Annotated in this window: 14 protein-coding genes; 1 reads left to right on the top strand and 13 read right to left on the bottom strand. The window is 68.8% G+C overall.

The window, feature by feature from the left end; all coding sequences use genetic code 11:
- Position 1: 1 nt before the first annotated feature.
- The 13 genes from EV643_RS15740 to EV643_RS15680 form a co-directional block, all read right to left on the bottom strand.
- On the bottom strand, positions 2-829 hold the full coding sequence (locus tag EV643_RS15740) for an HpcH/HpaI aldolase/citrate lyase family protein (protein ID WP_133800821.1): 828 nt from the start codon (positions 827-829) through the stop codon (positions 2-4).
- On the bottom strand, positions 830-2,017 hold the full coding sequence (locus EV643_RS15735) for a CaiB/BaiF CoA transferase family protein (protein ID WP_133800820.1): 1,188 nt from the start codon (positions 2,015-2,017) through the stop codon (positions 830-832). It lies immediately after the preceding gene.
- Positions 2,014-4,005 (bottom strand): SUMF1/EgtB/PvdO family nonheme iron enzyme, encoded by a 1,992-nt coding sequence (locus EV643_RS15730; protein ID WP_133800819.1) that lies wholly within the window; start codon positions 4,003-4,005, stop codon positions 2,014-2,016. Before EV643_RS15730 ends, EV643_RS15735 begins: the two co-directional genes overlap by 4 nt.
- Positions 4,002-4,898, bottom strand: a complete 897-nt coding sequence (locus tag EV643_RS15725; protein WP_133800818.1) for a ribokinase — start codon at positions 4,896-4,898, stop codon at positions 4,002-4,004. The genes EV643_RS15730 and EV643_RS15725 overlap by 4 nt, the downstream gene beginning before the upstream one ends.
- Complete coding sequence (locus EV643_RS15720; RefSeq protein WP_133800817.1) at positions 4,891-6,186, bottom strand: ADP-ribosylglycohydrolase family protein; 1,296 nt, start codon at positions 6,184-6,186, stop codon at positions 4,891-4,893. The genes EV643_RS15725 and EV643_RS15720 overlap by 8 nt, the downstream gene beginning before the upstream one ends.
- Complete coding sequence (locus EV643_RS15715) at positions 6,183-7,319, bottom strand: ADP-ribosylglycohydrolase family protein (RefSeq protein ID WP_133800816.1); 1,137 nt, start codon at positions 7,317-7,319, stop codon at positions 6,183-6,185. Before EV643_RS15715 ends, EV643_RS15720 begins: the two co-directional genes overlap by 4 nt.
- Entirely contained in the window at positions 7,319-8,599 is a 1,281-nt protein-coding gene (locus EV643_RS15710) for an ABC transporter substrate-binding protein (RefSeq protein ID WP_238165609.1), read from the bottom strand. Before EV643_RS15710 ends, EV643_RS15715 begins: the two co-directional genes overlap by 1 nt.
- Positions 8,600-8,622: 23 nt before the next feature.
- A complete protein-coding gene (locus tag EV643_RS15705; RefSeq protein WP_133800815.1) occupies positions 8,623-9,456 on the bottom strand; it encodes a carbohydrate ABC transporter permease in 834 nt (277 codons plus the stop codon).
- Positions 9,453-10,385, bottom strand: a complete 933-nt coding sequence (locus EV643_RS15700; protein ID WP_133800814.1) for a carbohydrate ABC transporter permease — start codon at positions 10,383-10,385, stop codon at positions 9,453-9,455. The genes EV643_RS15705 and EV643_RS15700 overlap by 4 nt, the downstream gene beginning before the upstream one ends.
- Positions 10,382-11,389, bottom strand: coding sequence for a LacI family DNA-binding transcriptional regulator (locus tag EV643_RS15695; protein WP_238165608.1), 1,008 nt, complete (start codon positions 11,387-11,389; stop codon positions 10,382-10,384). The genes EV643_RS15700 and EV643_RS15695 overlap by 4 nt, the downstream gene beginning before the upstream one ends.
- 191 nt (positions 11,390-11,580) lie before the next feature.
- Positions 11,581-12,531, bottom strand: a complete 951-nt coding sequence (locus EV643_RS15690) for a potassium channel family protein (protein ID WP_133801122.1) — start codon at positions 12,529-12,531, stop codon at positions 11,581-11,583.
- Complete coding sequence (locus EV643_RS15685; protein WP_133800813.1) at positions 12,503-13,618, bottom strand: GNAT family N-acetyltransferase; 1,116 nt, start codon at positions 13,616-13,618, stop codon at positions 12,503-12,505. Before EV643_RS15685 ends, EV643_RS15690 begins: the two co-directional genes overlap by 29 nt.
- A gap of 121 nt (positions 13,619-13,739) precedes the next feature.
- Positions 13,740-14,138, bottom strand: coding sequence for a hypothetical protein (locus EV643_RS15680; protein ID WP_238165607.1), 399 nt, complete (start codon positions 14,136-14,138; stop codon positions 13,740-13,742).
- Between the two features lie 66 nt (positions 14,139-14,204).
- Between EV643_RS15680 and EV643_RS15675 the strand changes: the two genes are divergently transcribed.
- Positions 14,205-14,810 carry a hypothetical protein gene (locus EV643_RS15675; protein ID WP_133800812.1) on the top strand — a complete coding sequence of 202 codons (606 nt, stop codon included), beginning with the start codon at positions 14,205-14,207 and terminating at the stop codon, positions 14,808-14,810.
- Positions 14,811-15,149 lie beyond the last annotated feature (339 nt).

Here is a 15,149-nt window from a genome sequence, read left to right as displayed (position 1 = left end):
ATCAGCTTTGGCGGGACTCGATCTCCTGCATCAGCGTGGTCAACTCGCGCGCCCGGCCGAGCATCGCGGGATCGACCATCCTGCCGTCGGGCAAGACGATCACTCCGCCTTCGGAGACGCCCGCCTTTTCGACAGCAGCCAACAGATCGGCAGCCTTGGACAACTCCACTGCGGTCGGGGTGAAGGACTCGACGATCGGTACCAGCTGCCGCGGGTGAATCGCGGTCCGTCCAACGAAGCCCAGCGCACGCCCTTCCAGGCAGGTCCGCCGCAGCCCGTCCTCGTCGTTGACGTGCGGATAGACCGAGAGCATCGGCGCACCGAGCCCCGCCGCCCGGGAAGCCGACACCAGCCGCCCCCGCGCCCATGCGAGCCCTTCCGGACCATCCACACCCAACGAGCTGGCCAGATCCGCCTCGCCGAGCGCGACCGCGACCACCCGCGGATCCGCCGACGCGATCTCGAAGGCGCGTTCCAGCCCGAGCGGTGACTCGATCAGCGCCGTGATCCTTGCCGTCGGCACCTGGTCGAGCACGGCCCGGATGTCGTCCGCGCTCTCCACCTTCGGCACCCGCACCCGGATCGCCGGTACGGCGGCCAGCGCGGCCAGGTCGTCCTCGATCCACGGCGACCCCGGCGCGTTCACCCGTACCTCGAACGCTCCCGACGACCGCGCCGCGATCCACGCCACTGCCCACCCACGGGCCTCCGCCTTGTCCCCCACCGGTACGGCGTCCTCGAGGTCGAACACCACCAGATCGGGGCCTGCGGCAACGGCTTTCGCAAACCGATCCGGCCGATTCGCCGGCACATAAAGCGCAGTCAACACCTAGACCACGCCGGCCTCACGCAAGGCGGCCAACTGTTCCGGCGTCACGCCGATCTCGGCCAGCACCTCGTCCGTGTTCGCGCCGTGCGGCCGGCCGGCCCAGCGGATCGAGCCAGGCGATTCCGACAGGCGGAACAACACGTTCTGCATCTGCACCGATCCCCCGAGCTCTTCGTCGTCCACGGCAACGATCGTGCCGAGCGCCGCGTACTGCGGGTCGGTCATGATCCCGCGAATGTCGTGCACCGGCCCGACCGCGGCCTCGGCCTTCTCGAAGGCGAGCATCACCTCGTCGAGCGACCGCTCGCTGATCCACGACCCGACAGCCTCGTCCAGCTCGTCCGCGTGCTGGGCCCGCTCCCGCCCGGTCGCGAACCACGGCTGCTCGACCAGATCCGGCCGGCCCACCAGCGTGACCACGCGTTCCGCGATGCTTTGCGAGCTGGTCGAGACGGCGACCCATCGGCCGTCAGCGGTCTGGTAGACGTTCCGCGGCGCGTTGTTCGACGACCGGTTGCCCAGCCGCGGCTGCACGTAGCCGGTCTGCTGGTACGCCGTGATCTGCCCGCCGAGCATCATCAGGATCGGCTCGATGATCGCCAGGTCGATCACCTGTCCCTGGCCCGACCGATCCCGTTCGCGCAGCGCCACCAGTACGGCGTACGCGGTCGCGAGGGCGGTGATCCCGTCGGCCAGTCCGAACGGCGGCAACGTCGGCGGCCCGTCCGGTTCACCGGTGACCGCGGCGAACCCGCTCATCGCCTCGGCCAGCGAGCCGAACCCCGGCCGGTTCGACCACGGCCCGACCTGACCGAACGCCGTCACCCGGGCGATGACGAGTCGCGGGTTGGCAGCAAGCAACACCTCCGGCCCGAGCCCCCAACGCTCCAGCGTCCCCGGGCGGAAGTTCTCCACCAGCACGTCATGCGTGCGCACCAAGTCGAGGAAGACCTCGCGGCCACGGGACAGATCAAGAGTCGCCAGCCGCTTGTTCCGGCCGAGCGTCTTGAACCACAGCCCGACCCCGTCCTTCGCGGCGCCGTGCGTGCGAGCCGCGTCCGGCCGGGCCGGGTGCTCGATCTTCGTCACGTCCGCGCCGAAGTCCGCCAGGAACGTCGCCGCCAGCGGCCCCGCGAACAACGTCGCCGCTTCGAGAACCTTGACGCCCTCCAGCGGTGCAGGTCTCATCTCGCACACCGGAAACCGATGGTCTCCGAGCGATCCAGCCCACCACCGGTCAGTACCAGCTTGAAACTCACCTCGGGCTCCTTCGGCCCGCCGTCGGCATACCAGTCCGATCCCTCGGCGGCGTACCACGAGCCGCCCTTGAGGATGCAGAACCGGCTCCGGCCGTCGCGGTGCTCGCTCTCGGTCCAGTTCCAGACCAGCGGCTCGCCGCGGGTGAAGCCGTCCAGCCCGGCGGCCACCTGCCACTCGTCCTCGGTCGGCAACCGCCCACCCCGCCAGTCGGCGTACGCCCGCGCGTCGACCAGGTCGACATACGTCACCGGCTGGTCCTCGGTCCCCGCCGCCGGAGCCCCGTCGACCCAGTGCGCGAGGAACCGGTTCGGGATCCGCGGCCGGTACCCCGTTGCCGCCAGGAACTCAGCGTACTCCGCGTTCGTCACCTCCCGGATCGCGACCGAAACCTCGGCCAGCGACACCTCACGCACGAGGCTCTGCTCGTCGTGCAGGCGCGGCGGCAACGGCTTCCACTCCTCCACGTACGGCGCCTGGTCGTACAACCCGGTCTCGCGCCGCCGGTGCTTGACCACCAACTTCCGCTCCCCGGCCGGGACAACGACCACGGGACCGAACGATGCCTCCCCAGCTACCTCCCGTACGGCGACCCGCTCGGCCGGCGCCATCGGGAATGCCCACTCCCGCACATGCGGCCGCGGCATCGTCCCCAACCGTCGAGCGGTCGCGCGACACGAAGCACCCGCAGTCGCGCCGACCCGGACGATCCCGGCCACCCCACGGCCCGGTACGACGAGATGCACCCCGTCGTCGTCCGCCGTGATCGGCACGCCCGAGGTCACGTCGTACCAGTCGCCCACCTGATCCTCGGAGCGCAGTACGACGCCTTCGAAGTCCTCGTCGTCACGGTTGATCAGGGTCCAGAAGGTGATGTCGGCCAGCTCGAACCGCGAGCCGTACACGCCATGCGTGCGGGCCTTGTCCGGGATCTCCGGGGTGAGCGGGATCCAGTCGCCGTTGATCAGCACCGGCGAGAACGCCCGCTGGGCCGCGACCATCCGGCGGAGCGTGGCCCGGTCCCGGGCGTTCCACCCGACCCAGGCGGAGAAGACACTCTCCCAGACGAGGATGCCGACGCCGTTCACCCAGGCGGACTGCAGTTCGTCGCTGTGGTCGCGGTTCCATCGGCGGGTGTGGTGCATCATGTGCCGGCGCTCGAACAGGTGTGCCCGCAGGACTCCGGGCGCCTCCGTGTCGGCGAACCACTGCGCCCAGGACAGCGCGTGATCCGAGATCCTTGCCAGCGGCAACCGCGACTCGCCCTCGAAGGCGATCGCCGGATTCGCCTTGCGCAGCGCCTTGGTGAAGGCCGGGTCGCCCTCCTTCAGCGTGTCCAGGAAGACCCCGTCGACGTCGTAGTCGGCCACCAATGCGGCGAACTCCGCGGCATCCGGTCGCGCGGCCCGGCGGGTCCCGACGTCCCACGGGTTGTAGTCGAAGAACACCTTCAGCCCGAGCCGGTGCAGGTCGGCGACCAATTCGGCCAGGCCCGGTACGTCGCGGTAGAAGTCGAACTGGTTCCGCGAGTCGATCCCGATCACCGGGTACGCATGCCAGAGCACCACCGCGTCGTACCCGCCGAAGTCGGAGTCCGCTCGCTGGACGAACTCGTCCGGCGTGAACCGGCCGGTCCGCACGTCGTACAGCAGGTCGTCCCAGAGCCAGACCAGGGCCACCGAGTACGCCGTCTGGGTCCACTCGCGGCCGGGCTCGGTGTAGTGCGAGCCACCGTCGTACCCGGTCCGGTCGTAGGCCCCCATCAGCCACTCGGCCAGCTTGCCCCGCCAGCGCGGCAGGTCGGCCGGGTCGTCGGGCGCACCGAGGATCTTGGCGTCGTCCAGGAACGACAGATCGGCGCGCAGGCCGAGATCCACCCTCGCGGGCAGATCGATCGGCCTCGGCTCCAACGGGTTCACAGGTATACCTCCGCACAACGCGCGTCGATTGCATCCCCGTGAGGCACCGAAGGGATGGCCCCCGCGGCTTGAACACTCAATGAAGCAGCAACGTTAGCGCGTCGGACCGCATTCGTCAGATCGCTTTCCGTAACTGGGCCTGTTCTTGACGAGGTGGCCAGCGTGGCCGCCAGCACCCCACAGAAAGTATCCCCGGCGGCGGTCGTGTCGACCACCTCCACCCGCACGCCCGGCACCCGGATCTCGTCGGCCGTCCGGGTCAGGATCACCGCGCCTTCCGCGCCCAGGGTCACCACCGCTGCTGGTACCCGATCCAGCAGTGACGCCAGTTTCGGTCCACCAACCGCCTCGGCCTCCGTCTCGTTCACGACCAGCAGGTCGACGTGCCCCAGCAACTCGTCGGACAGCTCGGCCGCCGGCGCGGCGTTCAGGATGAAGTACCCGCTCGCCTCGGCCGCCGCCTGTACGGTGCCGAACGGGATCTCCAGTTGGGAAAGGACAATTTTCGCCTCGCGTACGGCCGTCCGCGCGGCCTCGGACAGCGTCAGCGTCGCGTTCGCCGAGGGTGCCACTGTGATCGCGTTCTCGCCGGCCGCGTCGACCGTGATGATGGCCGTCCCGGTCGGCGCGTCGACCGACGAGACCAGCGACAGGTCGACCCCCGACCCGCTCAGCGCCTCCCGGAGCAACGCGCCGCCATCGTCCTTGCCGAGCGCGGCGACGAACGCGGTGGCGGCGCCCGCCCGGGCCGAGGCGACCGCCTGGTTCGCACCCTTGCCACCCGGTCCGCGGGTCAGTCCGCTGGCCAGCACGGTCTCGCCGGGTCGTGGGATCCGCTGGACCGGCAACACCAGGTCCACATTCGCGCTACCCACGACTACGACGTCAGCCACGTCTGGCCACCTCCAGGGTCCGTCTTGCCAGCTCGCTGATCGCGACCTGATCCATCCCCGGCAAGCTTGTGGCCAGCCGGTCGTTCAGTGGTCTGGTCCACTCTGCCGGAACACCGAGCACAGCGCCAAACACAGCGCCGACAGTCGCGCCGACCGAGTCGGTGTCCCACCCGCCCATCACCGCCTGACCGACCGCCGTGGCGAAGTCCGGGGCAGTCAGCGCGTACGCCGTGAGCGCGCTGTTGTTGACCGCGTGCACCCAGTGCAAATGCCCGTACTCCGCGTGCAGCGCGTCCAACGCGTTGTCCAGAGCAACATCTTTCAGCGACAACCCGAACCGTACGGCGCGCGCCAGCTCACCATCAGCGGCGATCACGTCCAGACCGGCCTCCGCCACCGCGACGGGATCGTCGAGCACCACCGCGGCAGCGGACATCGCGGCCACCCAGAGGGCGCCGTCCACGCCGACACCGGTGTGACTCAACCGTGCGTCGACCAGCGCGAGCCGAGCGGCCGCAGTACGGTCGCCCGGGTTGGCCCAGCCGTAGATGTCGGTCCGGATCTGCGCGCCGATCCACCAGCGGAACGGGTTCCGCACCACTGCCGCCCGCTCCGGCGGGACCCCGTCGAGAAGGTTGCGGTAGGCAACCCGCTCGGCGGTGAACACCCGGCCCGCAGGCAGATCGCTCAGCCACGCCTGCGCGACGTCCTCCGTAGTCAGTCCAGAGCCGTGCTTCTCCACCAGTTGCAGGGCGAGGATCGCGAAGTTGAGGTCGTCGTCCTCGGGCATCCCGTCGATGACCTCGCGCAGGCTGGTCGGCTTCGACCGCCGGTTCCACGGCCAGCGGGCCTGGACCTCGTCCGGTACGCCGACCGCGGTGATGTACTGCGTCAGCGGCCACTGCCCGGAGCTCGCCAGGATCTCCCTGATCCCTTCCCGCGGGATCTTCTCGACCGGCTTCCCCAGCAGGTTCCCCGCGGCCCGGCCGAACCAGCCGTTCAGCACGCGCTGATCCAGGTCGGCCGCCTCACCGAGCTGGTCCACCACTGGGATCACCGGCTCTGGCCACTCCCCCGATCGAGTGTCCAGTTCCTCGAGCAACTCCCGCGCCAGGGCCCGGAGCTCGGCCGAGGCCGGTTTGTCCGAGGCACCCGAGGCCGGAGCGTCCGTCGTACCGCCGGCTTCCTGCCAGCGGGCGGCGACGTCGGCGACGTCGACTCCTTCGGCCGCGGATTGGACCAGTTGGTGCGGCAGCAGGTCCTCCGGCTGCACCCAGGTCATTCTCATTCGGCGAGTCTCTCCATTGCTTCGCTCCGCCGGGTCCAGCGCTCCGCGTCGGCCGTTCGCAAGTCCTTCGCGACGTCGGCCATGACCCGGCCGGGCTGTTCCAGATCTGTCTTGCTGGCGGCGGCGATCTCGGTCGCCCACTCCGCCGGTACGCCGGCCTGCCCGCTCAGCGCACCGGTGATGGCACCCGCCATCGACGCGATCGAGTCGGCGTCGCGGCCGTAGTTCGTCCCGCCGAGCACCGCCTCGCGGACGTCGCCACCGGACACCAGGACGAATCCCAGTGCCACCGGCAGTTCCTCGATCGCCTTCGTCCGGCTCGGGCGGCGCGCGTCCAGCGACTGGTTCCGGTAGTCCGGGCCGACCGTGTCGAACGGCTCGATCGCCTTCCGCAGCAGCGGAATCGCCGCCTCCCAGTCGGTCACCCCGTCAGCCGCCGACGCGACCGCCTCGACGGCATCCCGAGTGCCGTCCTTGGCCAACTCCAACGCCGCTGCCACCGCCCACGGAGCCGTTGCCTCCGGCATCATCGCGGCGGCGACGGCGGCCGCGAACACGCCCGCCGCCTCCCGCCCGAAACTCGACTGGTGCGCGCCGGCCAGGTCGATCGCCTCGGCGTAGGCCCCGGCGGGATCACCGGCATTGGCGATCCCGACCGGCGCCACGTACATCGCCGCACCGCAGTTCACGATGTTGCCGACACCCGCCTCGCGCGGGTCGACGTGCCCGTAGTGCAACCGTGCCACCAGCCATTTCTCGGCCAGGAAGACCCGTTGCAGCAACAGCGCATCCGCCTCGAGCTCGGGGACCCAGCGGCGGCCGGTCAGCATCTTCGGGACCAGCGACTCGGCGATCGCATACGCGTCCAGGTGCTCGCGGCGTTCGTCGTACACCTCGACCAGCGCGTGCGTCATCAACGTGTCGTCGGTGATGTGCCCGTCGCCCTTGTGGTACGGCGCGATCGGGCGTGCGTTGCGCCAGTCGTCGTACCACGGGCCGACGATGCCGGTCACCCAGCCGCCGTGCCGCTCCCGGATCGCCTCCGGGGTCCAGCCCTCGACGGCACCGCCGATCGCGTCACCGACCGCCGAGCCGACGAGGGCTCCTACCGACTTCTCTTCGAGCAGGGGCATCAGCTGTTGACCTGACCCCATCCGTCGCTCAGCTTCTTGCCCAGGGCCGCGAGGTCGATCTTGTTCGCCAGGAACTCCTGCAGCGCCGGCGTCGCGATCTGGTCCTTCCACTTCGGGTAGTTCTCCACGCTCTGGAACGGCGCCTTGGTCAGCTCCGTACCGCTGGCCAGCGTCTGCGCCCAGCCGTTCTTGCCACCGGTCTGCTGCGAGATGACGTCGCGGGCCGCCTGGGTGGTCGGGATCAGCCAGTCACCCTGACCGACCGCGGCCAGGTTGTCAGCCTTCATGAAGTAGTCGATGAACTTCGCCGCCTGCTCGATGTGCTTGCCCTCGGCCGGCACCGACAGCGTCTGCGGGTTGGCCGCCTGCTTGCTGGACGTACCCTTCAGCGGCGGAAGCACCTCCCACTGGAAGCCCTTCGGCGCCTGCTCGACCATCTGCTGGGCGGTGAAGTTGCCCGCGACAACCATCGCGTACTTGCCGCCGAAGAATCCGGGCAGCGCGTCCGAACCGCTCTGGGTCAGCGAGGTCGGGTCGATCGACTTGTCGGTATAGGCCATCGCGTGGATCCGCTTCGGCACCTCCAGCTCGGCGTCGCCGATCTTCGCGGTGGCGTCCTTGCCGGACCCCTCGAAGAACTGCGCGTCGAAGTTCATTCCGAGGTTCAGCACGGTCGCGGTCGGGCTCTTCAGGCCCCAGCCGAGCCCGTACTTGCCGCCCGCCGTCAGCTTCTTGGCGTCCGCGGCCAGCTGATCCCAGCTGAGCGAGTCACCCGTCGTCGAGACACCCGCCTGCTTGAGCAACGCGGAGTTGCCGAACACGACGTACGACTGCAGCAGCGTCGGCGCTGCGTACACCTTGCCGTCGCTGGAGACGCTGTCCCAGACGCCCTGCGGGACGGCGTCCTTGGTTTCCTGGCTCAGGTACGGCGAGAGGTCGGCGAGGTAGCCCTGGTTCGCGAAGCCGGTGATGTCGGCGGACTCGTCGTGGATGATGTCCGGCGCGGTGCCGCCCTGGAACTGGGTGACCAGCTGGTCGTGCACCGAGTCCCAGCTGCCCTGGACGTACTCGACCTGGATGTTCGGGTTGGCCGCGTTCCAGTCCGCGACGATCTTCTTGGTCGCGGCCACGGTCGACTTCTGGAAGGCGAGGCTCTGGAACTTCAGCGTCACCTTCTCGCCCGAAGCGCCACCGCCCGAGCTGTCGTCACTACCTCCGCCACAGGCCGCGAGTGCCACCAGAGCACCCGCCGCCATCAGAGCGGTCACTACTTTCTTCATAATTCTCTCCTCAGGGGATGGGCTCAGCCCTTCACGGCGCCGCTCAGCAGGCCGGATGTCAACCGGCGCTGCAAGAAGGCGAAGAACACCAGGCTCGGCACGGTGGCCAGTACGGACGCGGCCGCGAGTGGTCCGAACTGGACCTGGCCCTCGGCCCCGACGAAGCGGGCGAGCACCAACGGCAGCGTCTTGAGTTCCGGGTCCTGCAACAGGACCAGGGCGAAGAAGAATTCGTTCCACGCCGAGATGAAGGTGAACATCGCGGTCGCGATCAGCCCCGGCCGCAGCAGCGGCATCACGATCGACACGATGGTTCGCAGCCGGCTCGCGCCATCAACCGACGCGGCTTCCTCCAGCTCCCGCGGTACTGCGGCGACGTAGCCCTGCAGCATCCACAGCGCGAACGGCATCGACCAGACCATGTAGACGATCACCACGCCGGGGATCGTGTTGGTCAGGTGCAGCGGCCGCAGGATCATGAACAGCGGGATCACGATCAGGATCACCGGGAACACCTGGCTGACCAGGATCCAGCCGTTGGTGATCGGCCGCAGCCGGCTGCGGAACCGGGCCAGCGCGTAGGACACCGGCAACGACACGACCAGCACCAGGATGGTCGAGGCGACCGAGATCTGCAGGCTGTTCATCAGTCCGCGGACCAGCCCTTGTTCCTCCAGCGCGTCCGTGTAGTTGGAGAAGTCCACGTTCTTCGGCAGGAACGACGGCGTGATGCTGGCGAACTCCTGCGGCGACTTCAGCGAACTGGAGATCAGCCAGAGCAACGGGAAGCCGAGGAAGATCAGGTAACACACCACCGCGACGTACTGCGCGGCGCGGGCCGCCGGTCGGGTCCTCATGCCTGGCTCCTCAACCGGTTCCGCAGGTAGAAGGCGAGGAACACGATGATGATCACGACCATCACGTCACCCATCGCCGCCGCCATCCCGAAGTTCCCGTACCGGAACGCCTCGTTGTAGGCGAACAGCATCGGCAGCATCGTCTTGCCGCCCGGACCGCCGGCTGTGAGCACGTAGACCAGGCCGAACGAGTTGAAGTTCCAGATCATGTCCAGGCTGGTGATCGCGACGATCACGGTCCTCAGCTGCGGCAGCGTGATGTTCCAGAACTGGCTCCACGCGCTCGCGCCGTCCACCGCGGCCGCCTCGTACAGGGACCGGTCGATCCCTTGCAACCCGGCGAGCAGGGTGACCGTCGTCATCGGCATACCGACCCAGATGCCGACCACGATCACCGCCGGCAGCGCCGTACTGAAGTCGCCGAGGAAGTTGATCGGCTGGCTGGTCAGGTTCAGGTTCTGCAGGATCTCGTTGACCGGGCCGTTGGTCGGGTGCAGCAACAGGCGCCACATGATCGCGACCACCACCGGCGGCATCGCCCACGGGATCAGCGCCAGCGTCCGGGCGACACCGCGGAACTTGATGTCGGTGTTCAGCAGCAACGCCAGGCCGAGCGCCGCGACGAACTGCAGGATGGTGACCGACAGGGTCCAGATGATGCCGATCCGGAACGAGTCCCAGAACAGGTCGTTCTGCAACAGCTTGCCGAAGTTGCCGAAGCCGATGAAGTTCGTGTCGACGTTCAGGCCGGCCCGGGCGTCGGTGAAGCCGAGCGCTATACCCCTCACCAGTGGGTAAACGCTGAGCAACAGCACCGGCAGCAACGCGGGCAGGAACAGGATGATCGCTTCCCGGTTCTGCTTCGGCCGGCCGCGATTGGGCGGCTTCCCGGCCGCCCGTTCCGGCGCGGCCGCGACTTGCGTGGTCATGTCGAACTCCGAACACTCAGGGTCGGCTGAACGACGATCCGCCGCGGCGGCCGGCTGTCGTCCTCGATCCTTGCCAGCAGCAACTCCGCGGCCCGCCGCCCCCGCTCGGCCGAACCGAGGTTCACACTCGTCAGCGGCGGAAACGACTGCTCCGCCAGCTCACTGTCATCCATCCCGATCACCGCAACCTCAGCCGGTACGGCGAGACCGCGCGCGCCCAGCTCGTGCATGATGCCCACGGCAAGCAAGTCATTCGCACAGATCACCGCATCCAACCTCGCCGTCGCAGCCGGACCATCTCCGCGCGAGCCCGCCTCGTACGCGCTCTCCCCGAGCAGTTCCTTCCCGGCGGCGCGCCCGGCGGCGAAGGTGAAATCGGCAGCCTCGACCTCGCCCACCGCCTGCAACTCATTCGCCTTCATCGCCTCGCGGAACCCCTTCGCCCGCGCCGAACCCGGCACGGTGTCCACCGGCCCGTTCACGAACGCGATCCGCCGCCGCCCCTTCGCCAGTAGATGCTCGACCGCGAGCAACATCCCCTTCGGCGAGTTCGCCCGCACCGTGTCCACCCCAGCCCGGGCCGGCACGTTACCCGCGACGACCACCGGTACGTCGCACTCGCGGATCGACTTGATCAGGTCGTCATCCACCCGCAACGGACTGATCACCAACCCGTCGGCATACCCGCGCGCCATCCCCCGAACCAGCGCGACCTCATCGACGACATCAGGCCCGGTCGTCGTCACCACCAGCCGATACCCGGCCGCCGAGACCACTTCCTCCACCGCCCGCATCATCGTCACGTACACCGGGTTCCCGACGTCCGCGACCGCCAGCGTCAACTGAAACGTCCGCCCCACCTTCAGCGACCGAGCCCGGGCGTCCGGCACGTACCCCAGCTCTTCAACCGCCCGCCGAACCCGCTCCGCCATCTCCTCCGTCGCCGGCAACCCGTTCAGCACCCGCGACACCGAGGCCACCGAAACCCCCGCAGCCCGGGCCACCCTAGCGATCGTCGGCCGACTCACAAGCACCCCTGTAATCGTTCTTGTAATCGTTTACAAGTCAGACACTAGGACGCCATCCCCCACCGGTCAAGACCACCGGTCGACGAACCCCACCCGCTCCGTCCCCGCCCAACCACTCGTATCGGGTGCCGAGCGCTACCCGGGACCGTCCGCCGTACAGCGGGGCCTTACTCGTCGTCTTCGTCGGCGCCGGGCCGCTCGGCCCAGGGGGTCTCCTTCGCCGGCCGGACCACGATGAGTTTGTCGCCCGCGGCCAGCACCGACACGGACGAGTCGTAGTACCGGTGGACCTTGCCGTCGCGGACGACTGAGACGACCCGGTCCGGCACCGCCGACGGGGGCTTGCCGACCTCGCGGCCGAGAACCGGCCGTTCGGCCACCTCAAGACCCTCGCCGTACGTCAGCAGGTCCTCCATCACCTCGCCCAGATTCGGGCTGACAGCCGACAGCCCCATCAACCGACCAACCGCCTCCGACGACGTAACCACCGCGTCCGCGCCGCTCTGCCGCAGCAGGGGAACGTTGTCCTCCTCCCGGACCGCGACCACGATGTGCGCGTTCGGATTCAACTGCCGCACGGCCAACGTCACCAGAACAGCCGCGTCGTCCCGATCCGTCGTCACGATCACCTCGCGGGCCAGCCCCACCTCGGCGCGCCGCAGTACGGTCCGGTTGGTCGCGTCACCGTGGAACGCGGCCATCTGGTCGTTGCCCGCATCCCCGATCGCCGTGGCGCGCGGGTCGATCACCACGATGTTCTCGCGCTTCACCCCGTTGCTGAGCAGGGTCTGCACGGCCGACCTGCCCTTGGTGCCGTAGCCGATGACGACTGTGTGATCCTTCATGCGCTTCCTCCATCGCGAGTCGCGCATGATGCGTCGACCTTCGGTCGCCAATACTTCCAGGGTCGTGCCGACCAGTACCACCAGGAACGCGATCCGCAGCGGTGTGACGATGAAGGCGTTCACCAGCCGGGCGGCCGGCGTCACCGGGGTGATGTCGCCGTAGCCCGTGGTGGTGAGCGTGACGGTTGCGTAGTAGATGCTGTCGATCAGGTCGACGCGGCCGTCATAACTGTCGCGGTAACCATCACGGTCGACCACCACGATGAGCACCATCACGGTCAGCAGTCCCAGCGCGAGCAGGAAGCGCTGGAACAGCTGCAAGGCCGGCGAGCGAGTGGTCGCGGGCAGGTTGACCAGAAGACCGTGTGGATGGCGTCCGGTGGGCAGGGAGGGCACGGTTCTGACGATAGGCCACCGGCGGCCGATCCACGGAATGCGACAAGCTCTCGTCGGACAGAGCCACCGTGACCATCAGGTTGTCGCCGTCCTGGACGACCCGGGTCCGCATCCGCAGTCCTTCGATCGTGCGGAGCATCGCCAGGTTCTCGGGCTGGACCATGCACACCACGCGGTCGGCCCCGAGCAGCTGCGCCTCGCGGATGACCTTCCGCAGCAACTGCGAGCCCAGACCCTGCCGCTGCCAGCCGTCCTCGATCAGTACCGCGACCTCCATCGCGGTGCCGTCCAGCTCCTCCCACGGAGCGGCCGTCGCCATCCCGATCACAGCGTCATCGACAGCGGCGACGAGGGAGACCCCTCCGGCCGGTGCGGACAGGTGGCGCGCGGTCCGGGCGGTCAGCTTCGGCATCGGCACGTGGTACCGGCGGGTGCGGCTCTCGTACGAACAGCGCTCGTGCATGTCGACAACCGCCTGCGCATCGTCCACGGTCGCCTTACGCAGCTCCGGTACGGCGCTGCCAGGGCGCGGGCCCTCGACCACGGTCCCGTCGAACCGCTCGGCCAGCCGGCCCGCGATCTCGACCAGGGCGTCGGCGCGGGCCCACTCGGCCGGGGTGTACTCCTCGAACCCCTGCAGGCTCTCCAGTTCCTCGTCGACGGCGATCGGGTCGTCGATCAGCCGGAGCACGGCCCGCAGATACCGGGTCGGGGCGTCGCTCAGTACGTCGGCCTGACACGGGCGGACCGTCGTACGGCCGCAGCCGGCTTCGGCGATCAGCGCGGTCAGGGCTTCGGCGGTCCAGTTGACTCCGGTGGACACGACCAGTTCGTCGACCGCTCCGGTTTCGGCGGTGAAGACCTCGAGGCTGAGGATGTTGATGTCGTCCGCACCACACCGTGCAGCGAGTTCGGCCAGGGCACCGGGCCGGTCGGCGAGTTCGGTCCTGATCTTCCAGAGCATGCGGAACGCCCTCCCTCGTGAAAACGTGCTTCCACTGTGCGATGAGGGTGTTGCCCAACCGGGTCCGGAATGTTACGCACGCGTCAACCTTCAAGCTGAAACGCGTGGGAAAGCCGTGAGCTCAGCTGCGGCGGCGCGGTTTCGGCAGCCGGGCTGTGAGCTTCCGGCGCTGGGCGGCGAGGACCACGGCGGGCTCGCGGCGATCCAGGTCGGCGTGCCGGAGCAGCTCCGGATAGGTGGCCTGTGGGACGGGCGGATAGGTGGTGACGATGGCGTCGCCGCTGAACACGAAGAAGATCGCCTGGCCGTCCTTGATCACCTTGAGCAGCGACCCCTCGCGCACGGTGAGAGCGTGCTCGACGGCCTTCTTCCGGGCGGTCCGCTTGGCCAGCGCGGCCTGGATCGCCTGCTGGGCCGGTTCCCGTCCGTGCTTCACCGCCTCGAACGCCACCGGCCCGTACCGCACGCCGTACTTGACCAGATTCTTCGCCAACCGACCCCGCCCGCCACCTGCTGCCATAAATCGAGGGTACTGACCCCGCCGGGTCGAAATGGGGTGTTCACAGCTGTCAGGGATCATGGCTTCGTGAGCGCTTCCAGTCCGCGCCGGCCGATCCTGCCCGGCAACCAGCTGTTCGAGTCGCTGCCCGGCGCAGTCGATCCGGCCACCGCGGCCGAGGTCGCGCACCGGACCGCGGAGCTGCTGGTGCGCGGCGCCCGGTCGAGCGAGGACGAGGACGTGGTCGCCCGGGTGGTGAAGCTGGCCGACGACTACGGCCTGGACGAGCTCGCCGACCTGTGGTCCGACGCTCCCGCCGACTCGCTGCCAGGCACACTCTGGCGGCTCTATCTCCTCCGGTCCTGGGTGCACGGGAGCGCCGAGGACGTCTCCCGCGAGTACGCCACCGGCCGCGACTACGCCGAAGTGCATGCCGTGGTCGCCGGCGTCGCCGATCCGCCCGGCCCGACCGAGGTCAAGGACATGGTCGACGCCGTACTGCGAGGCGTGGCGACGGGTGACTTCGCCACGACTCTGGATCGGGCCGCGGCGTTCGCCAGGATCGTCGCGACCGGTCGCGCCCATCTCGCCGACGACGGGCACGACCAGGTCCGGTCGGCGTCCAAACTGGTCGAGATGGCGGACCAGTTGCAGACCGCCGCGCGCACGGAGCGGGCCGGCCAACTCTGGTAGTTCGCTGGCAGTTCGGTAAGGCCTCTTGCGCTCGACCGGGTGTTGATGCTACGGCTGCCACGATCCGAAACGTCAACAGGACAAGGCATTTGGACACCCGCTACACTGTTCGAGGTGTCGGACCGCGGTAGCCCCGGGTCCCAAATTAAGCCGCTACGAGCGGCCACGCGCCGTGAGGCGCTCCCGGTCCGACGCCACAATCTTGCTGAACGGGGCGCCACAATGGTGGCGCCCCGTTTGGTTTCTAGGAGGCCGCTGAAATAGGTGCGTTTCCGGGTCGGTCTCGACGGACGGGTTTGGGTCGAGCGGGTCGGTTTCAGTGGTTTGGGGTCGTCGCAG

Source organism: Kribbella caucasensis (assembly GCF_004361855.1).
GTDB lineage: Bacteria > Actinomycetota > Actinomycetes > Propionibacteriales > Kribbellaceae > Kribbella > Kribbella caucasensis.
Note: the sequence above shows the minus strand (reverse complement) of the source record. Positions and strands in the feature narration are given on the sequence as shown.

Bases quoted from the DNA above. Each gene is read 5' to 3' on its own strand.
- EV643_RS15705 (WP_133800815.1), bottom strand. From the start codon at position 9,456: ATGAGGACCCGACCGGCGGCCCGCGCCGCGCAGTACGTCGCGGTGGTG.
- EV643_RS15685 (WP_133800813.1), bottom strand. From the start codon at position 13,618: ATGCTCTGGAAGATCAGGACCGAACTCGCCGACCGGCCCGGTGCCCTG.
- EV643_RS15680 (WP_238165607.1), bottom strand. From the start codon at position 14,138: ATGGCAGCAGGTGGCGGGCGGGGTCGGTTGGCGAAGAATCTGGTCAAG.
- EV643_RS15735 (WP_133800820.1), bottom strand. From the start codon at position 2,017: ATGAGACCTGCACCGCTGGAGGGCGTCAAGGTTCTCGAAGCGGCGACG.
- EV643_RS15720 (WP_133800817.1), bottom strand. From the start codon at position 6,186: ATGAGAATGACCTGGGTGCAGCCGGAGGACCTGCTGCCGCACCAACTG.
- EV643_RS15690 (WP_133801122.1), bottom strand. From the start codon at position 12,531: ATGGTGCTCATCGTGGTGGTCGACCGTGATGGTTACCGCGACAGTTAT.
- EV643_RS15715 (WP_133800816.1), bottom strand. From the start codon at position 7,319: ATGCCCCTGCTCGAAGAGAAGTCGGTAGGAGCCCTCGTCGGCTCGGCG.
- EV643_RS15700 (WP_133800814.1), bottom strand. From the start codon at position 10,385: ATGACCACGCAAGTCGCGGCCGCGCCGGAACGGGCGGCCGGGAAGCCG.
- EV643_RS15710 (WP_238165609.1), bottom strand. From the start codon at position 8,599: ATGAAGAAAGTAGTGACCGCTCTGATGGCGGCGGGTGCTCTGGTGGCA.